The organism is Pseudoalteromonas ardens, from assembly GCF_030125445.1.
In the GTDB taxonomy this organism is placed as follows: Bacteria; Pseudomonadota; Gammaproteobacteria; order Enterobacterales; family Alteromonadaceae; genus Pseudoalteromonas; species Pseudoalteromonas ardens.
The window spans coordinates 59,282-78,648 of sequence record NZ_JASJUV010000011.1 but is presented as its reverse complement, the minus strand read 5'-3'; the positions used below and the strand labels follow the sequence as shown (position 1 = coordinate 78,648).

19 protein-coding genes are annotated in these 19,367 nt (G+C 49.1%); 12 read left to right on the top strand and 7 right to left on the bottom strand.

Translation table 11 applies throughout. From position 1 onward, the window contains the following. Positions 1-26 precede the first annotated feature (26 nt). Positions 27-857, top strand: coding sequence for a Dam family site-specific DNA-(adenine-N6)-methyltransferase (locus QNM19_RS22955; protein ID WP_010386213.1), 831 nt, complete (start codon positions 27-29; stop codon positions 855-857). A gap of 21 nt (positions 858-878) precedes the next feature. Here QNM19_RS22955 and QNM19_RS22950 read toward each other — a convergent pair whose 3' ends face one another. Together QNM19_RS22950 and QNM19_RS22945 are read right to left on the bottom strand one after the other, a co-directional pair. After that, complete coding sequence (locus QNM19_RS22950) at positions 879-1,064, bottom strand: DUF2970 domain-containing protein (RefSeq protein ID WP_058796919.1); 186 nt, start codon at positions 1,062-1,064, stop codon at positions 879-881. A gap of 110 nt (positions 1,065-1,174) precedes the next feature. Beyond that, complete coding sequence (locus QNM19_RS22945) at positions 1,175-1,474, bottom strand: hypothetical protein (RefSeq protein ID WP_284027253.1); 300 nt, start codon at positions 1,472-1,474, stop codon at positions 1,175-1,177. 176 nt (positions 1,475-1,650) lie between these two features. On the opposite strand from QNM19_RS22945, the gene rpe reads away from it, so the two are divergent. The 3 genes from rpe to trpS are packed head-to-tail and all read left to right on the top strand — an operon-like array spanning position 1,651 to position 4,035. After that, the gene (rpe, locus tag QNM19_RS22940; RefSeq protein ID WP_049866586.1) at positions 1,651-2,340 is read left to right on the top strand and encodes a ribulose-phosphate 3-epimerase; all 690 of its coding nucleotides are present in this window, start codon (positions 1,651-1,653) and stop codon (positions 2,338-2,340) included. After that, entirely contained in the window at positions 2,340-3,005 is a 666-nt protein-coding gene (locus QNM19_RS22935; protein WP_049866585.1) for an HAD-IA family hydrolase, read from the top strand. Before rpe ends, QNM19_RS22935 begins: the two co-directional genes overlap by 1 nt. 25 nt (positions 3,006-3,030) lie before the next feature. After that, on the top strand, positions 3,031-4,035 hold the full coding sequence (gene trpS / locus QNM19_RS22930; protein WP_049866584.1) for a tryptophan--tRNA ligase: 1,005 nt from the start codon (positions 3,031-3,033) through the stop codon (positions 4,033-4,035). 60 nt (positions 4,036-4,095) lie between these two features. Here the strand turns inward: trpS and QNM19_RS22925 are convergent, their stop codons facing one another. Continuing rightward, complete coding sequence (locus QNM19_RS22925; RefSeq protein WP_284027252.1) at positions 4,096-4,749, bottom strand: XRE family transcriptional regulator; 654 nt, start codon at positions 4,747-4,749, stop codon at positions 4,096-4,098. Positions 4,750-4,995: 246 nt separating this feature from the next. Here QNM19_RS22925 and QNM19_RS22920 point away from each other — a divergent pair, with 246 nt between their 5' ends. Further along, entirely contained in the window at positions 4,996-6,303 is a 1,308-nt protein-coding gene (locus tag QNM19_RS22920; RefSeq protein WP_197094406.1) for a M43 family zinc metalloprotease, read from the top strand. Here the strand turns inward: QNM19_RS22920 and QNM19_RS22915 are convergent. Further along, positions 6,300-7,106, bottom strand: coding sequence for an AraC family transcriptional regulator (locus QNM19_RS22915; RefSeq protein WP_049866249.1), 807 nt, complete (start codon positions 7,104-7,106; stop codon positions 6,300-6,302). The genes QNM19_RS22920 and QNM19_RS22915 overlap by 4 nt on opposite strands. 80 nt (positions 7,107-7,186) lie before the next feature. Here QNM19_RS22915 and QNM19_RS22910 point away from each other — a divergent pair, with 80 nt between their 5' ends. Further along, a complete protein-coding gene (locus QNM19_RS22910) occupies positions 7,187-8,350 on the top strand; it encodes an MFS transporter (protein ID WP_049866248.1) in 1,164 nt (387 codons plus the stop codon). Between the two features lie 53 nt (positions 8,351-8,403). Here the strand turns inward: QNM19_RS22910 and QNM19_RS22905 are convergent, their stop codons facing one another. Continuing rightward, complete coding sequence (locus QNM19_RS22905; RefSeq protein ID WP_049866247.1) at positions 8,404-10,461, bottom strand: glycoside hydrolase family 97 protein; 2,058 nt, start codon at positions 10,459-10,461, stop codon at positions 8,404-8,406. A gap of 172 nt (positions 10,462-10,633) precedes the next feature. On the opposite strand from QNM19_RS22905, the gene QNM19_RS22900 reads away from it, so the two are divergent. Both QNM19_RS22900 and QNM19_RS22895 read left to right on the top strand, forming a co-directional pair. Further along, positions 10,634-11,299 carry a methylamine utilization protein gene (locus QNM19_RS22900; RefSeq protein WP_049866246.1) on the top strand — a complete coding sequence of 222 codons (666 nt, stop codon included), beginning with the start codon at positions 10,634-10,636 and terminating at the stop codon, positions 11,297-11,299. Further along, positions 11,292-12,542, top strand: coding sequence for a hypothetical protein (locus tag QNM19_RS22895; RefSeq protein WP_284027251.1), 1,251 nt, complete (start codon positions 11,292-11,294; stop codon positions 12,540-12,542). Before QNM19_RS22900 ends, QNM19_RS22895 begins: the two co-directional genes overlap by 8 nt. Before the next feature lie 25 nt (positions 12,543-12,567). Here QNM19_RS22895 and sthA read toward each other — a convergent pair whose 3' ends face one another. Together sthA and QNM19_RS22885 are read right to left on the bottom strand one after the other, a co-directional pair. Further along, on the bottom strand, positions 12,568-14,004 hold the full coding sequence (gene sthA / locus QNM19_RS22890; RefSeq protein ID WP_284027250.1) for a Si-specific NAD(P)(+) transhydrogenase: 1,437 nt from the start codon (positions 14,002-14,004) through the stop codon (positions 12,568-12,570). Positions 14,005-14,044: 40 nt separating this feature from the next. Then, entirely contained in the window at positions 14,045-15,178 is a 1,134-nt protein-coding gene (locus QNM19_RS22885) for an acyl-CoA desaturase (protein ID WP_049864907.1), read from the bottom strand. 114 nt (positions 15,179-15,292) lie between these two features. On the opposite strand from QNM19_RS22885, the gene fabR reads away from it, so the two are divergent. From fabR to QNM19_RS22865, 4 genes are all read left to right on the top strand, one after another. Continuing rightward, positions 15,293-15,937 (top strand): HTH-type transcriptional repressor FabR, encoded by a 645-nt coding sequence (gene fabR, locus QNM19_RS22880; protein ID WP_049864906.1) that lies wholly within the window; start codon positions 15,293-15,295, stop codon positions 15,935-15,937. 73 nt (positions 15,938-16,010) lie between these two features. After that, positions 16,011-16,592 (top strand): anthranilate synthase component II, encoded by a 582-nt coding sequence (locus QNM19_RS22875; protein ID WP_049864905.1) that lies wholly within the window; start codon positions 16,011-16,013, stop codon positions 16,590-16,592. A 45-nt stretch (positions 16,593-16,637) separates the two neighbouring features. Further along, positions 16,638-17,813 carry an HDOD domain-containing protein gene (locus QNM19_RS22870; protein WP_049864904.1) on the top strand — a complete coding sequence of 392 codons (1,176 nt, stop codon included), beginning with the start codon at positions 16,638-16,640 and terminating at the stop codon, positions 17,811-17,813. Between the two features lie 322 nt (positions 17,814-18,135). After that, entirely contained in the window at positions 18,136-19,347 is a 1,212-nt protein-coding gene (locus QNM19_RS22865; RefSeq protein WP_049864903.1) for an aspartate aminotransferase family protein, read from the top strand. The last annotated feature ends 20 nt before the right edge of the window (positions 19,348-19,367 follow it).

The following is a 19,367-nucleotide window of genomic DNA, read 5'->3' as shown; positions in this document are numbered from 1 at the left end:
GCTACTTTGGGGTAACTAGTCAGATCATGCAAAAAAAGACCAGAGCTTTCTTAAAATGGGCAGGTGGAAAATATGCCTTGGTGGAAGAAATTACCAAGCGCTTGCAAGCCGCAAATGAAGAGGCCGAAACTCTGGTGGAGCCCTTTGTTGGGGCTGGATCTGTCTTTCTCAATAGTCATTTTAAGCACTATATACTCAATGACATTAATGCGGACCTGATTAACCTGTACAAAGAGCTACAGCGCACTCCGGACGAGTTCATTAGTGATGCCAGAAAGTTGTTTGTTGACCTGAATAATCATCCTGATGCCTACTATGCCTATCGCCAGCAGTTTAATGAAAGCGTTGATGTTTATGAGCGGGCGATTCTGTTTTTGTACATGAACCGGCATGGCTACAATGGGCTTTGTCGCTATAACCTCAAGGGCATTTTTAACGTGCCCTTTGGTAAATATAAGCGCCCTTATTTTCCGGAAAATGAGCTGTACTTTTTTTCAGAAAAAGCACAGCAGGCAACCTTTACTTGTTTGAGCTATGAGCAGGTTTTTAGGCGTATTCCTAAGAAAGCGGTCGTATATTGTGATCCGCCCTATGTGCCGCTGAGTAAAACCGCTTCATTCACAGCCTATGCTAAAGGGGGGTTTAACTTTGACGATCAGGCACAACTCGCTAACCTGGCAGAAAAGGCCGCCTTTGAACAGCAAACACCCGTCCTGATATCCAACCATGATACGGTGCTGACGCGCAAGATCTACAGCCAGGCCCACTTGGATGTGATCCAGGTAAAAAGAACCATTAGCCCTAAAGGCTCTGGTCGCAACCGGGTTGATGAGCTGATGGCCTTATATCACGAATAATCGCGTTGAATGGCTGACATGTCATAATACAATGGCATTTACAAACCAGGCTAAAGCGATAACCAGTGCGATAACAAAACACACGGCCAGCAAGGCAAAAGGCCAAAAGTGTTTTTGGCTGAAATCGACACGATATTTAGCCTGGCTTTGCACACCAAACATCGCAGCAAGTACACTTTGAATAAGTATAAAGAATCGTTCTGTCACGGCATCCTGGCTCCTAAGTGCAACGAGATACCTAACAGTATAGTGTATGAATACCAACTCGCCTCAATGACTCACCTGATGAAAGGTATAATTAAGCGTGTTGGTATCAATTAGAATTGCGAAAATTGACTCGACGTTTGCTCGTCACCCGAGCCAAGCAATAGCTCAAGAAGATCAAGGTAGTGGAACTGCGCATTACTACTGCCGCCAGTTAACCAGGCATACCAACTAGTGTGTGACTCCAACTTACATAAATTTGATGGCGCGTGCTGACTCACCTGAGTGGTGGAGCACTGACACATCTCATTTTTTGCGACCAAGTCATCATCACCGCTGAATGAAACCACGCCAGCAGACAAGACTAAAGCAGCTGTAAGCAAAAGCGTCCGTGTTTTAAGCCGACTTAACATAACCATATCCCCAGTGAACAGTTATCTTTAAATAGTACACTATGTATGTTTATTAAACAATCGCTTTGTCCTGCAAAAATGGCAGCTGCTCGCAAATTGCCTGTGCCCAACAATCAGGTGTTTTTAGCGTTCAGATGAGTTACAGTAGCCGCTGACATTTTGTTTCAGGGGGTAGTATGTCGCAGAACAATAATAATTCTGAGTTCTTAATTGCACCATCTATTTTGTCTGCCGATTTTGCAAGGTTAGGTGAAGACGTTGCCAGGGTTTTAGATGCTGGCGCAGATGTCGTGCACTTCGATGTAATGGATAATCATTATGTCCCGAATCTGACGTTTGGCCCGATGATCTGTGAGGCACTGCGCAATTATGGCATTACTGCCCCAATTGATGTGCACCTGATGATCAAACCCGTGGATAGTCTGATCCCGGAGTTTGCAAAAGCGGGTGCAGATATCATTACTTTCCACCCTGAAGCCAGTGAACATATAGATCGCAGTCTGGGTTTGATTAAGGAGCATGGGTGTGAGGCTGGATTGGTACTTAATCCGGCAACGCCATTGCATTATTTGGATTATGTGATGGACAAAGTGGATCAAATCTTACTGATGTCAGTTAATCCTGGCTTTGGCGGTCAGAGCTTTATCCCGCAGACGCTGGATAAGTTGCGCCAGGTACGTGAGCGCATAGATGCCAGTGGTCGTAAAATCCGCCTGGAGGTGGACGGTGGCATTAAAGTCGACAATATTGCTGAGGTAGCCGCCGCGGGGGCCGATATGTTTGTTGCTGGCTCGGCCATTTTCAATCAACCAGACTACCGGACGGTCATTGATGCGATGCGTTCTGAGCTCGCTAAGGTGAGCTAATGCGCTACCAAGGTATTTTATTTGATCTCGATGGCACGCTGGTTGATAGTGCGCATGACTTGTATATGGCGCTCAATTTGACGTTAACTGAAGTGGCTTTCCCTGTGGTGAGCCGTGCGCAGGTGCTAACCTGGGTTGGCAACGGCATCGATGTGTTGGTGCAGCGCGGTTTAAGTGGTGATCATGACGTTAACGCTGAGCTACCGCCACGTGTGGTCGCTGAGGCGCAGACCCGTTTTGCTGGGCATTATCGGGCTCTGGTTGGGCAATACTCTTTGCTCTATGCCAATGTTGAAACGGTACTGGCTGCATTCAGTCATGTGCCCAAGGCCGTCGTAACCAACAAGAGCCGTGAGTTTACAGAACAGCTCCTCGATAACCTCAATCTCAGCCAACATTTCGATGTTGTGGTGTGTGGTGATGACGGTCAGAAAAAGCCTGCAGCGGAGCCGCTTTTGTCTGCCTGTCAGCAACTTAACATCGAGCCACACACGGCCATCATGGTTGGCGATTCGAAAAGCGATATTTTGGCCGCTCATGCTGCTGAAATACCTGTGATTGCACTCAAATATGGGTACAATCAAGGACTGGATCTGGCCCAGTTTAATCCACAGTACCTCTGTGAGGGCTTCTTGGATATAATCCCCATTTTAAATCAACCTTAAATCAAACTAGGAGTAAGGGAACACAATGACTAAACCAGTAGTGTTAAGTGGCATTCAGCCAACCGGTGGTATGACAATAGGCAATTATGTGGGTGCCATTAACCAGTGGCTTAAGCTACAGGAAGATCATGATTGTTTCTTTATGCTGGTTGATTTGCATGCCATTACCATACGTCAGGAGCCAAGTGTCCTGCGTGATCGCGTCTTAGATGGTGTTGCTTTGTATGCTGCCTGTGGCATTAACCCTGAAAAGTCAGCGTTATTCGTGCAATCACAGGTGCCAGAGCATGCGCAGTTAAGCTGGGTACTGAACTGCTATGCACAAATGGGCGAACTCAACCGCATGACCCAGTTTAAAGACAAGTCAGCGAAAAACACCAACAATGTGAACGTGGGTTTGTTTGCTTATCCGGTATTACAAGCAGCAGATATTCTGCTTTATCAGGCTGATCAGGTCCCGGTGGGTGAAGATCAGAAGCAGCACCTTGAACTGACTCGTGATATCGCGACACGTTTTAATAACCTGTATGGTGATGTGTTCAAAGTTCCTGAGCCGTATATCCCGGAGCTGGGTGCTCGGGTGATGAGCTTGCAGGATCCATTGAAGAAAATGTCTAAGTCGGACGATAATCCAAATGCCTATATTATGCTGCTGGATGAGCCGAAAAAGATTGAGAAGAAACTGAAAAAAGCGGTGACGGATTCAGACGAACAAGCGCGCATTTACTTTGACCGGGAAGAAAAGCCAGGCGTATCTAACCTGCTGACACTATTGTCAGTGGCGACCAAGCGTGATGTGGCCGATCTGGTACCTGAGTATGAAGATAAAATGTATGGTCATCTGAAAAAAGACACGGCCGATGCCGTGGTGGCTATGCTGGAGCCTATACAGGCGCGTTTCAAAGAGATCCGTGAAGATCAGGCGTTGCTGGATCAGATCATGCGCTCTGGTGCAGAAAAAGCCGGTGCTCGCGCAGAGAAAACGCTAAAAGCGGCATACGATGCGCTGGGCTTTATCCCACGCCCGTAATCAGCCAGGTCACAACCACAAAAAAGCCAGCTTATACGCTGGCTTTTTGCTGTTTGAAGATCACATACTGCGGCCGCACCAGACAATTCTGCCCGCAATACCATGCTGTTGGGCATTTTCGGCATGGATTTGCCAGGCTGGGTAGTCCGGGTTATCACTCACTACGCTAATATGATCTCGTTGTTGTTGCAGGCGCTTAGCCATCAGACCATCTTCGGTTTGCAGTACATAAACGCCGCGTTTATTCGCGTCACGCTGGCTTAAATCAACCAGCACCATGTCGCCATGCTGCAAGGTTGGCAGCATACTGTCTCCCCGGATAGTGACAAACGCCAATTGTTCACTGTGCACGCCCAGTTGCGTACTGAGCCAGCGCTTATTCAGGGCAAACTGCTCTGTGATATCTTCACTGCCATTTATGCTACCAAAACCCGCGCTGGCCTCGACATCCAGTTTAGGCACCATCAGCATTTCCTGACCGCCCGTCATCGGCGCGTGGTCTGTGGGCTGTTCACCGGTAAGCAGCCAATTTAGATCAATGCTGAACAAGCTGTATAAATGTTCCAAATAGGCAACGGATGGCCGGCTCAGGCCACGACAAATACGATAAATGTGTGACGGCGACTTGCCGGTGAGGATCGCAAACTGACGTTTGTTGCCGGCGCTAAACTGGTCGATCAAAGTAATAAATCGGCGTGAAAATGCTGTGCTCATGACACCCCATACAGGTTACAACTAAGGAAAGGTCTCAGAGTACTTGCCAATTACGATGCTGTACAGCTGCCGACACTTGATTGCTCAATGTCTGCTCAGCCTGGGGGGAGGGAATAACAAATTGCGACATTTTTAACCGGTTACATAACAGTTTGCGAGCTGCGTGTTCCTATAATAACTTATCGAAGTCGACGTGATTGCGACAGCATATAACTCAGGCAAAGAGGAGAAGGAGCGATGAATTATATGATTAGAAGGATTTTAGTGCTGGGGGTGGCACTGAGTCAATTAACGGCATGCTCAGGTGGTAGCGATGATAGCTCGGTGCCAAACGATACACCAAAGTTGCTGACCATTTCAACGCATAGCGAAGGGGATGGGGTGCTGGAGCCCGTAAGCCTTCAGGTTGGCAAGGGCAAAACGGCGGAGTTTGTCGCGAAACCAGGCGCAGGTTATGAGCTGACGGCACTGAGTGGTTGCGCGGGTAAGCGCACAGGGGTTGCTTATCGGGTAGAGCGGGTCGAGCAAAGTTGTCAAATACAGGCACGTTTTTCTCCTATTCAGTATCGCCTGGATGCGACCGTCAGTCAGGGTGGGAATGTGGACATCAGTACGCAGCAGGTTGAGCATGGCCACGCTGCTGAGTTCGTCTTTACACCTAACAGCGATCATATTCTGGAACGTGTTGGAGGATGTAATGGCACACTGACGCAGTACACTTACCACCTACCTGAAGTGACAGGGCCCTGTACTGTGAATGCGTTATTTTTACCTTACCTGCCTGATCCTGAAGTACTCACGCGGATCCGGTTACCGGTCGTCGTACATGTACTGAATAATGGCCATTTTGAACTCAGTGACGCGCAGATCTTATCTCAGTTACGGGCCACTAATTTGCATTTCCGTGGCAAAAATAACGCCGAAATTGAGACTATCCCCGATACTTATTCCCCTTTTGTTGCAGACACCGGGATCCAGTTTTACCTGGCTGACAAAGATCCGGATGGCCAGCCTCATTCGGGGATCGTGCGGGTCGATGCCACAACGAGTGTCTTTGCGCTGGAGGGTTATCCCTTTGCCCGCAGCGATGCCGGGGGATCGGATGCCTGGCCGACAGATCGTTATATTAATATCTGGGTGGGTATGTCACGTACCCGGTTCAATGAACCGGTGTTGGGAGGCAGGGCACACGTCCCGGGCAGTGCGCCTGAGCCTTATATTGGGGTGTCGGTAGAGCAGGGGCTGTTTGGCACCATTGCACCTCGAGAGCCGAATTATGATCAGGGTAAAACACTGACGCATGAGTTGGGCCACTTTCTGGGCTTAATTGGCCATATAAATCCACCATGGAATGACCAAAATACCCATCGTCACCTGACCTGTGATGGGCTAGCGCAGACTGATTGCGTGAATGCAGATCTGACGATGAACTTTATGAATACCAATGTCTACGACAACAGGCAGAAGATGTTTTCGCTGAGTCAGCGTCAGTTGATGCGTGCCTGGCTGGAATCGGGGCCATTACAGGCCTTGTATCTGAATAACCAGCCTTAACGCTTTAGATATTGTCCAGGGGTGGTACCGAAGAACTTTTTAAATGCGCTGTTGAATGCCGAGCTGGACTCAAACCCGAGTTGCAAAGCAATGGCTTGTTGGGTTTCGCCCGCGGTGAGCATTTCAACCGCACGTAGCGCTCTGAGCTTTTGCTTCCATTGACTAAAGCTCATGGCAAAGCTTTTATGAAACAGGCGATTAAGGGTTCTGGCTGATGCGCCCACCTGCTCACCCCACTGTTCCAGAGTAAGTGCGCAGCCCGGGTTCGAATACAGTTCACTGACAATTGGCAGCAGGCGATGGTCATCGGCTTTGGGTATGAAAAATGCACTGGTAGGTGCCAGCTCTAATCTATCAATGAACACCTGAATAAAGCGCTCGGTCTTGTCGTCGAGCAGGTAATCCTCAGGCCAGGTACAGATAGTCAGGATCATTTCTTTCAGCAGTGTATCGACTACCAGGGTCTTCGCTTGATCACCTAAAATGGCAGCGTACTTTTCATCAATATAGACACTACGAAAGTGTCCGCCATAACGGCAGAAAGTCTCATGCTCCACGTTAGGTGGGATCCACAAAGCCTGTTGCGGTGGGATAACGAAGGTGCCTTGTGGTGTGAAAATGGTCATCACTGAATCGCTGATGTAGGTGATCTGACCCCAGTGATGGCTATGGGGCCGTACATGTTCATTGGCAGGCATCGTGGTGGGCCTCGGGAAGATGGGTCTGCCCAGTATCTTGCGCTTGAACCGGCTGGAAACACTGCGCCAGGATGCATCTGTCCGATTTGATAAACTTTGTGTCATGATTTCCCATATTAGCCAGCGTGAACAGCTCATATACTAACCGGGCCGATAACGGCAATCAATGTGCTTAAGGACTGTGAATGAAAAACCCGACCCGACTTTTTGTGCCTTCGCCGATGAGCTTTATGGTGCTGGCGACCATTGTCATGGCAATGACGTTTTCTGCCTGGAATGCGCTGCTTAATAACTTTGCGATTGAACAGGCCGCGTTTACTGGCGCGCATATAGGTATGTTGCAATCACTGCGTGAAGTACCAGGCTTCCTGGCCTTTACAGCCGTGTTTGTGCTGCTGGTGTTGAAGGAGCAAACCTTTGCTTTGGTTAGTTTATGCTTGCTATCAATCGGCGTAGCACTGACCGGGTTTTTCCCCAGTGTGTATGGCCTGTACGCCACAACGGTCTTGATGTCCATTGGCTTCCACTACTTTGAAACACTGAATCAATCGCTGAGCTTGCAGTGGTTCAGTAAAGAAGAGGCGCCCGAGCAATTGGGCCGTTTACTGTCGATAAAATCGATGGCCTCTTTGGTGACCTTCGGGCTCATCTGGGTGGCATTTACCTGGCTGGCGACCGATTATGTGTGGGTATACTTAATTTTTGGTGGGGCCGGACTTGCACTGACCTTGTTTATGGCACTGACGCATCCGCAGTTCGTTCAGCAGGCCACACAGCATAAAAAACTCATTCTAAGAAAACAGTACAGCCTGTATTACGTCCTGACCTTTTTCTCCGGCGCCCGTCGTCAGATCTTTATGGTGTTTGCCGGTTTCCTGATGGTGGAAAAGTTCGGCTTTGATGTCGCCGAGATCACGGCGTTGTATATGCTCAACCACCTTGTAAATATTTTTGTGGCCCCGAAAATTGGTCAGATGATCAGCAAGATTGGCGAGCAAAAAGCCCTGACGCTGGAGTATTCAGGTTTGGTCTTGGTCTTTATTGGCTATGCGCTGGTCGAGTCTGCGCAATTAGCAGCGGTATTATATTTGGTGGATCATATCTTCTTTGCGATGGCCATTGCGCTTAAAACCTACTTTCAGAAAATCGCCCAGCCGGAGGATATTGCAGCGACAGCTGGCGTGAGTTTTACTATTAATCACATTGCAGCGGTGGTGATCCCGGCGAGTTTTGGTGTGGTGTGGCTGTATGACCAATCGCTGGTATTCTATTTTGGTGCGGCCCTGGCTGGGTGCTCTTTGATTCTCAGCCAGTTCATTACGCCACATCTGAAAAAAGTGGCAGCCTGATAAAAAAGCCGCCCTGCTCAGGGCGGCTTTGTCAGGGCAAAATAACGCAGGCTTTAAAGGGCTTTAAAGCGAATAGCTGTGCCACCGCTGGTGGCCAGTTTCAGTGTTAAAGTGTCGTTTGCCGTGACACGCTGCTTTTGGATGCTCAGATCATAGGGAGTGTGTTTCCATTCTGCATCTGCTCCATCCTGATAAATGTGTGCTTCAAATTGCTGGCCAGGTTCCAGGAAGTCGAGTTTCACCGTCAAGGTTCTGGCCTGTTCATCGGTGATGGCACCCAAATACCAGTCATTACCTGAATACTTACCGCGTTTGCGCTCTTTACGGGCAAAGACCACATAGTCGCCCACTTCACCTGCCAATGCGATACTGTGTTCCCAGTCCGCCGGGACATCTTTAATAAACTGGAAGGCTTGTGGTTTTGCCAAATAGTTTTCCGGCAGGTCTGCTGCCATTTGCACTGGGCTATAGAGCACCACATACAGGGCCAGCTGTTTGGCCAGCGTGGTTTGTGGCCGATTGGTCTTATCGCCAAGGCCGTTAAAGCCCATATCGAAAATACCCGGTGTAAAGTCCATCGGGCCAGACAACATGCGGGTAAAGGCTAGCATGGTGGTATGCTCTGGTGGGTTGGGTGGTGTGCCCCAGGCATTGAACTCCTGGCCACGTGCGCCTTCTCTGGTGAGCCAGTTAGGGTAAGTGCGGCGTAATCCCGTATCCTTGATTGGTTCATGAGTATTGATGCTGATCTTATGCTTGGCCGCCAGTTTCACATTGTCCAGATATTCATTGACCATAAATTGTCCGTCGTGCCATTCGAATCGGGCGTGACCGCGCTCATCAATGCGCTTGATATTGCCACCATCGGCAACATAGCCGGTTTTAACCTGACGGACACCGGCTTTTTCGTACAGGGCAAAGGCATCAGCCATCTGGTCGCGATAATTGCTGACATTGCCTGAGGTTTCGTGGTGACCGATCAGGCGGGCACCCACTTGTTCGCCATGTTTAGCAATGGCATCCAAGTCGAAATCCGGGTAGGCTTCTGTAAAGCTGAATACATCACCATTAAAAAACCAGTCGCCATCCCATCCGGTATTCCAGCCTTCTACCAGCACACCATCGAAGCCGTGCTCGGCTGCGAAACTCAGGTATTCTTTAGTGCGTTCTGTAGTCGCGCCATGTTTTTCACCACTGCCCCAGGTGTTTTTTCCGATGTGCATGCCCCACCAAATGCCGAGGTATTTACCTGGCTCTACCCAGGATACATCGCCTAATTTATTGGGCTCATTCAGATTTAGAATGAGGCGAGAGTTCAGTAAATCAGTCGCCTGGGCGCCAACCTGAATGGTGCGCCAGGGGGTTTTGAACTGGCCATTGGTCTTTACGGCAATGCCGTCAGACCAGGGCGTCAGATCGCTGATAAAGGTACCTGGGCGACGCTGGTTCAGAGTCATAGCGGCATAATCAACCAGTGCGGCTTCGTGAATGCTGATGTGCACACCGTCTTTGTTTTTCAATGTGAATGGGGTGTGGACATGGGCCGCATCGTGGAGTGCAGTAGTGTTGTAGGTATATTCATAGCGGTTCCAGCCGCGGGCTGGGATCCACCAGGCCTGTGCTTTGTCACTGTCAGCGATAGCAAATTCAGTCAGCTCTCTGGTGATATAGCGTGCAGAGTCCTGGGCTACTTCGTAGCGAAAGCCGACGCCGTCATCAAATGCCCGTATTCTCAGGGTATATTGTGCCTGCTTTGACTGACTGTCTGCCAGGGTAACAACCAGCTCATTGTGATGGTCGTGTATTTCTCGTGCTTCACCCCAGGGTTGCTGCCAGCGCTCATTCACGCTATTGCGCTGCGTTTTGCTGATGATCAATCCGTCGCGCAGCGAGGGGGCACGGGCAAAATCGAACCCCAATTTTGAAGGGGCAATCACGGCCTGGTTATTAAACGTGACCTGGTAGCTGGGCTGGGTATTATCATCGCTGACTTGAAAGGTGAGCTTACCGTCTGGCGAGCTGACGCTGTATGTCGCAGCCTGTGTTGCAGTGGCAAATAAACCGGTTAAGAGTGTGGCAGCAACACCTGTTGCACAGAAGACTAATCGCATAAACTATCTCGGTTGCAAATGTGAGTGAATGTTTAGCTTACTGTTATCTTCGTCCGGGCATGAACTCTCTGCATACGTATTCACTTTGAAAATGCGATGAATGGAAACTAACGGTCGTCCGGTCTACATCTGTGGCCTATACTAAATCGAGACCGCAAGGAGCTTTTAGGCAATGACTCAATTAAAACATATTCTTAGTATCACTTTAGCAGCCGTTACTCTGATCTCAGCCTGTGCAACGGCTGCTGAGCAGCTCACTGTTCAGGTGCGGGATAAAGAGGGAAAGGTACTGCCCGGCGCGGCCGTATGGCTTACCGGAGAGGGGCTTGCTGCTGATCAGGCGGTCCTCACACGCAGTTATAAAATGGGCCAGAAAAACCGCGCATTTACGCCGCATTTACTGATAGTGCCAAAACAGGCCGAAGTGTCATTCCCTAACTATGACTCTATTTTGCATCATGTGTATTCGTTCTCTCCCGCCAAGCGCTTTGAGTTTAAACTGTATCGGGATCAACCTCAGGCCCTGACGTTTTCTGCAACCGGGGCTGTGGAGTTGGGTTGCAACATTCATGACTGGATGTTGGGCTATATACTGGTTGTGGATTCTACGCATTTTGCAGTGACGGATACTCAGGGCATTGCACGCATTTCAATACCTTCGGCGCGACACAATGACGTGACGTTAAAAGTCTGGCACGAGGGGTTTATGGATTTAGACAGTCCGGAAAGTCATGCATTATCGGCCGTCAAGTCGGGTGAACAGCTGAATATTCAGTTGCAGCAGTCACTTGGTATGCTCCAGGAAGATTTCAGTGATGAGTTTGATGATTATGAATAAACAACTTCAAAAGTTGGGGCTGATTGGGCTGAGTGTTGTGGCCATCAGCACGGCACAGGCTCAGGATTTTCAGTACAAAGGCGCAATTCAGGCAAGTTGGCAAAATAACAGTGAATATGCAGCCTGGTATAACCGGGGCGTGGCAGTAAATCGCTTTGGTGCCGACTCTGAGCGACTTAACTTGAGTCGTGCCGTGTTGGATTTACGCACTGAAGTGGGCAGCAAGTGGTCTTTGTTCGCCAGTGCCCAATATGTTCCCGATCCGGATAGTAAATTCGGGTTTACTGAATTATTTGCACAGTATCATACCTTGAACAAAGGGCCCCGTCAGTGGCAAGCGCGGCTTGGGGGGTTTTACCCGCGTATGTCTTTGGAGAATCCCGACATTGGCTGGTCGTCTCCGTATAACTATAGCTATAGCGCGATAAATACCTGGCTGGGCGAGGAGGTCCGGACTTTTGGTACGGAGGTGAGCTATAAGCACAGTGACAGCCGGCTGCCACGTCGGCAACGCACGGGTCATAATTGGGAGTTGCTGGGGGCTGTGTATAAAGGGAATGATCCGGCAGGCACTTTACTGGCCTGGCGGGGCTGGGCAATACACGACAGGCAAAGTGTGTTTAATGAAGCCATCCCTTTTGCGCCGATCAGTGCACTACAGGCGCCGCCCCTGGCAAAGCAGTCTTGGCGAACTGAGCCTTTTACCGAGGTCGATGGCCGGTTTGGGTATTACCTCGGCGCACACTGGGATTATCGGAAGCGTCACACGCTGAGGCTGTATTGGTATGATAATAACGGTGACCCAAGTGTATTGAACTATCAGACCGGGCAATATGCCTGGGATACCAAGTTTTACAGTGCGGCTTATCGTTTTAAGATCACCCGGGCCACGCATTTGGTCATGCAGGCGATGGCTGGCAATACGGCAATGGGTATCAGGCGTGGTGTTGATAACGACTTCAGCAGCCAGTTTATGCTGTTAACCCATAAATGGCAGGATTATCGAGTGAGTGGTCGGGTGGAGCAATTCGACGTGAAAGATCGCGACTTTTGGGATTTTGATCCAAACACCAGCGAAGGGGGCGCGATAACCGTAACAGGTCGCTGGCAGGTCTCCGAACGCTGGCATGTTGGTATGGAGTTTCAGTATCTGGAATCTAAGGTCGCAAATCGAGCTGATTTTAATTTGCCGACGCGTCAGATAGAGCAGTTGTGGCGTGTGAGCGGAGCGCTGCGCTTTTAAGGCGCAGCACTCAAGCCCGGCCTGGTTAGTCACATAAACGGTTTAATCCGTTGAGTGCAGCGACCCGGTATGCTTCGGCCATGGTGGGGTAGTTAAAGGTGGTATTGACGAAGTACTCAACATTATTGCCTTTGCCTTTTTGTTCCATGATGGCCTGACCAATGTGAATAATCTCGGATGCCCGCTCGCCAAAACAGTGTATTCCGAGGATCTCTTTGCTTTCAGCGTGAAACAGCAGTTTCAGTGAACCAACTTCAGTACCCGTGATCTGCGAGCGTGCCAGGTGTTTGAATTGTGCCCGACCGACTTCATATGGGATTTTAGCTGCCGTCAGTTGTTGCTCGGTTTTGCCCACTGAACTCATTTCCGGAATGGTGTAGATGCCAGTTGGGATGTCGGTGATCAGGCGATCATCGCACTTACCGTGTACAATTGCATGCGCCGCAATACGGCCCTGATCAAAGGCAGCACTGGCCAAGCTGGGGTAACCAATTACGTCACCTACGGCGTATACATTGTCTATTTCTGTCTGGTAATGCTCATTGACTTTGAGCTGGCCGCGGCTGTCTGCTTTGAGGCCGATGGCATCCAGATTGAGTGAATCAGTATTACCAGTTCTTCCGTTGGCCCATAAAATACAGTCTGCTTTAACCTTCTTACCTGATTGAAGGTGCAGCACAACGCCCGTGTCCAGGGTTTCAACTTTGGCAAACTCTTCATTGTGTCGGATCACGATACCACTGTTCCAGAAGTGGTAGCTCAGTGCATCAGAGATTTCATCATCCATAAACGATAGCAGTCGATCACGGGTATTGATGAGGTCGACTTTGGCACCTAAGCCCTTAAATATAGACGCATACTCACAGCCAATGACCCCGGCACCGTAAACCAGTACGCGTTGTGGGTTGTGTGTTAAATCTAAAATCGTATCACTGTCATAGACGCGCGGATGAGCGAAATCGACGCCTGGTGGACGATACGGGCGAGAACCCGTCGCAATGACGATAGTCTGCGCAGTCAGTAGTTCCTGTGACCCGTCATGATGTTGCACCCGGATTGTGTGTGCATCGACAAAAGTCGCATCGCCCTGATAGAGATGGATACGGTTGCGATCGTAGAAGCTTGAGCGCAGGCTTGACTGTTTGCTGATCACATTACTGGCATGATGCAGAATATCCTGAAACGTCAGGCGTTGTGGACGTTCGCTAAACCGAAACAGTGGGTTCGATTTGTACTCAATCAAACGACTGACAGAGTGACGCAGCGCTTTAGAAGGGATAGTTCCCCAATGCACGCAGCCACCCCCGACATCTTTTTGTCGCTCAATCACGGCGACTTTACGATTGCTTTTAGAGAGGTTCATGGCGGCCCCTTCACCGCCGGGGCCTGTACCAATGATGATCGCATCATATTGGTATGATGCGCTTTGACTGGGGGTTTTTGTGGCGGTTTTTTTACTCACGGCCTCACCTTACATAATGACTTGTGAGGCCGTTACTGGGTTAGCTGGTGGCGCCCTTTAACAACCTCGAGTTTAATGCCAGCCATGCCTGTTTTTGCGCTTCCCAGGCCTGTTCCAGTTCTTGATACTGTTTTAACAGGGCCGATTGCTCGCATTGTTCGCGCATGGCATGCTTTTTCGTTTCCAGTACCTGCTTTTGCACGGCACAGAAGTGCTGAAGCTTTTTCAGCAGTAAATCATACTCTTGTTGTAACAATGTAAGCTTATCCTGCGCCAAAGGCAATTTCGCCAGGGTAACTTTAGTCTTATTCAATAAGGTTTCTGCTTTGGCTTTTTCGATCCGCTCAATCGGTGTTCGTTTCAGCTTGCTGGCCAGTCCCAGGTATGAAAGACCCCGGATCATCCACTTGGTTGGATCATAATGATACCAGCGAATGCCGTTGCGATAATCGCTGGCAAAGATGTGGTGGAAATTGTGATAGCCTTCACCGTAGGTGAGCAGCGCCAGAAAACCGTTGTCTCGTGCGGTGTTTTTCTCGGTGTATGGGCGTTTTCCCCAGATGTGTGCCAGGGAATTGATAAAGAAAGTAAAGTGCTGACTGAGCACGAGCCGCAATACGCCGGCTAATAGCAGCATACCCAGGATGTCGCCCAGCATCAGACCCAGCAACAAGGGGATGCCGATATTGGTAAGTAGCACCAGCTTCAGGTAGTGCTTGTGTTGCCACATCACGATTTTGTTGCGTTGTAAATCGCGGGCATTGCTGTAGTCACCGTAATTGTCTCCCTGGTAGTCTCTGAGCATCCAGCCGATGTGGCTGTACCAGAAGCCACGTGTTGCGGCATAGGGATCTTTGATTGGGTCGTCGACCTGACCATGGTGAATACGGTGGTCACTGCTCCAGTGTAACGCGCTATTTTGCAGCGCAAACGCGCCACCCAGGGCAAAGAAAACCTGAATAACAGGATGAACATCATAGGCTTTATGAGCCCACAGGCGATGATAGCCTGCAGTGATCGACATACCGGCGTAAAACATACATCCAACAAACGCAATCCAGTGCGTTGCGCTGTATCCATATTCGAACCCATACCAGGGTACTAGCGTTATAGCAGCAAGAAAGGACAGACTAAAGAACAAGACATTAGTCCACAACAAAGGCGGTTTTTTCATTTTTTAAATCTCAGCGTACACTTGTACGCTAAAATAGTATTTCAAACTTGCGTCGTCAAGTATTAGACTCCCACTATTGTCGATCTGAGCCAATAAATTATAGGAATTGCGTCCATGTCAGGTGTTCGTGCCCAGCAAAAACAAAAAACGCGCCAGGCGTTGATAGAGGCAGCGTTTAATCAGCTCAGTGCTGAGCATAGCTTTACCAACCTCAGTTTACGTGAAGTTGCCCGTGAGGCGGGGATCGCGCCTACTTCCTTTTATCGCCACTTTAAAGACATGAATGAGCTGGGCCTGACAATGGTGGATGAAGCCGGCCTGACCTTGCGTCAGCTAATGCGTCAGGCTCGACGCAGAATTGCCAAAGGGGGTGGAAGCGTGATCCATACTTCAGTACTCACCTTTATGGAATTCATAGAAACCTCCAGCAACCAGTTTCGATTGTTATTACGTGAACGCTCTGGCACGTCTCCGGCGTTCAGGGCTGCTGTCGCCAGAGAGATCAAACATTTCATCATGGAGTTGTCTCATTATCTGGAGACCGAAACGCCTTGTGATGCCAATCATGCATACATGCAGGCGGAGGCGATGGTGACCTTGGTGTTTAGTTCCGGTGCGGAGGCATTAGATCAGGATGCACAGCAGCGAGCAGAGTTGACCGAGCGGTTGATCTGGCAACTCAGATATATCGTTAAAGGGGCGTCGGGTTATCAAAAAGAGAGTCAGATACAGGCTACCACCAAAGCATCGGGTCAGTAGCCTGACCCGGCTTAATGGCATGATATAATCAGATTTAAACCGCTTTAATACGACATCACAAGGATAGCGCAGTATGCTACTTATGATAGACAATTATGATTCTTTTACGTTCAATTTGGTGCAATATTTTCAACGTCTTGATCAGGAAGTTGTGGTGCATCGTAATGATGCGCTATCGATCTCTGACATTCGTGCACTTAACCCGGATCATATTGTGATTTCTCCTGGCCCCTGTTCGCCTAATGAAGCGGGTGTGTCCCTGTCGGTAGTTGATGCATTTCAGGGGCAAATTCCCATTCTGGGCATCTGCCTGGGGCACCAAACAATTGCTCAGGCAACGGGAGCACGCGTCGTACGTGCCAGGCAAGTCATGCATGGTAAAACCTCAACGCTGGTGCATAATCAGCGGGGCTCATTCAAAGGGTTACCTACACGCTTTGAGGTCTGTCGGTACCACTCTTTGGTTGTGCAACAAGCGAGTCTACCAGACTCCCTTGAGGTGACAGCCTGGACGCAAAATAGTTCGGGTGAACTAGATGAAATCATGGGCTTATGCCATACTGAGCGGGCGTTGGAAGGTGTCCAATTTCACCCTGAGGCCATTCTGACCGAGCATGGTCTGCGGCTACTTGATAACTTTATAAGTCGCTTCTAACCTTAGAAAAGTAACCCCCGACAATACCGGAAAAGAACATAATTGATGACTGATGACATTAGGCAACTTAGGATCGCACAAGCGCTGGCAGAGCGTGCTCATGATGTACTAATTAGCCATAACTTTGCGCAACAGCAGATTGGCTACATTCATACCTTTGATATGAATTTTGGCGAGCGGATACCACAACGCACTATGCTTGAGGTAGAGCTTGCTGCGGCCGCCAAACGTCAGGAGCGCAGTACCAGTCATCATAAATATATTGCCAAAGCCAGTACTCATTTGCATCAGGTTATCGAAGCTGCCATTAATACCCAGCTGGAAGATTTGGATACGATTTATCATGAAGTGGTGGGCATTCAGGAGGCCGTGCCAACGGTGTTAGACATTCTGGCTGTGAAGTCGGCATCAGTCGGGCGCTTGGAACCATTGGTTAACGACTTGTCCTGGATGGGCAGAGATTTGGTGTCTTTGGTGAATCTCCCTCAGTATCGTAAAAAGAGCGTAAAAGGCACAGCGGTGAAGGTGGATACGCCAGCATTGGCATTACGATATCTGGGACTGGAAAACCTGCAAATGGTGATCCCCACATTTGCCGTGCGTCATTGGATGCCTCACTCAACCGAACCTTTTCCATTATTAAAGCGCAAGTTGCGTGATATGAGCATGGCAACCTCCATTGCGGCTAAAACCCTGGCTCCGCTGTATGGCGTAAAAGAGCAGCATGCGTTTACGCTGGGGATGTTGTTGGATGTTGGCAAAATAGCCCTGACGCGATTATATTTGCGCACTTTTGAGCGGGTCTGGCAAGGTAAGGTAAAGATAGCCCGTGACAAAAAACAAAAAGACTTGCATACCGCTCTGGTTGGTCTGGAGCCGGATCCGCTGTTCCTGCGTAACTTACTGCTGGAACACTCCGCTACCGTGTCTCAGTATCTGATTGAACGGATGGAGTTTCGTTATTTGCCGTTTAATGCTGCGATTGAAGAGTTTGCGCAAAGCTATCTGCCAAAGGCGAATAATCATGCTACCGATCAATTACCACTCACTCAGGTGGTGCGTAAAGCGTATTGCTATGCACAGTATCAGGTCCTAAAAGACACCCATTTATTAGAAGCGGATGAAGCCAAAGATTGGCTTGCCTTCAATCAACTCACTCGCGAAGAGCAAGATCTGCTGTCAAAAACAGCACTGCAAAGCCTACAATTGACTATCCTGTAAAAAAAGCCACACTTTTTTCCCGCTTATTCATTCATCCCGGGTAAGCGGAGGATCTCAGTAAACACCTTGAAGTTATAGGGGCGTTAATTTTAAGCGCCTTAATAGTTATTCACTGAGAATGAAATTATATACTAATCCCTTGAATATAAAGGGCTAGCACGGTGTTTAATATGAGACAAATGCGCTTTTTTTTGAAATAATGAGCGTATGAATTTTGCACCAATTGGGAAAAATTCAGGTCTTTTACATCGCTGTCGCTGAGATTTCATGTATCACTGCCTGCCCCGGTTGAGTGCTGTACTCACCAAAATGAGGAATCAAAATGACTATCAATCGTGAACTTTTCGATCAGGTAATGGTGCCTAACTATTCACCTTCTGCAGTAATCCCGGTTAAGGGTGAAGGTGCGCGCGTATGGGACCAAAATGACAAAGAATACATCGATTTCGCGGGCGGTATCGCAGTAAATTGTCTGGGTCACTGTCACCCGGCACTGGTTGCAGCGCTGAAAGAGCAGGGCGAGAAAATCTGGCACCTGTCTAACGTAATGACCAATGAGCCGGCACTTCGCCTGGCGAAAAAACTGACTGATGCGACCTTCGCAGACAAAGTTTATTTTGCAAACTCTGGTGCAGAAGCAAACGAAGCAGCATTAAAACTGGCGCGTCGTTGGGCTTTGGACAAGTTCGGTGAGCAAAAATCACAAATCATCGCATTCAATAAAGGCTTCCATGGCCGCACTTTCTTCACTGTGACTGTCGGTGGTCAGGCTGCGTACTCTGATGGCTTCGGTCCTAAACCGGGCGATGTTGTACACAGTGACTACAATGACCTGGCGGCACTGGAAGCGCTGATCTCAGACAACACATGTGCCGTTATGATGGAACCACTACAAGGTGAAGGCGGTATCATTTCTCCAGAAGCAGACTTTGTGAAGGGTGTACGTGCACTGTGTGACAAGCACAACGCATTGTTGATCTTTGATGAAGTGCAAACGGGTGTCGGCCGTACTGGTGACTTATATGCTTATCAGGGACTAGGTGTAACGCCTGACATCCTGACAACGGCAAAAGCGCTGGGTGGTGGTTTCCCTATTGGCGCAATGATCACAACTGCTGAGATTGCAGAGCACCTTAAAATTGGTACGCACGGTTCGACCTATGGTGGTAACCCGCTGGCATGTGCGGTTGCAGAAGCTGCGCTGGACACAGTAAATACACCTGAAGTGCTCAATGGCGTGAAAGAAAAAGAAGCCTTGTTCCGTGAGCTATTAAACGACATCAACGAGAAGCACCAGGTATTCAGCGAGATCCGTGGTAAAGGTTTGCTACTGGGTGGCGTACTGAACGACAAGTATCAGGGTAAAGCAAAAGAGTTCCTGGTTGAAGGCATTAATCAAGGCGTCATGTCTTTGGTTGCCGGTGCCAACGTAGTGCGTTTCACGCCGTCTTTGGTTATTCCTGATGCGGATATCCGTGAAGGTATGGCACGCTTTGAGGTGGCTGTAGCACGTGTGGTTGCAAACAACGCCTAATTTCAGTTGGTGACATGTGG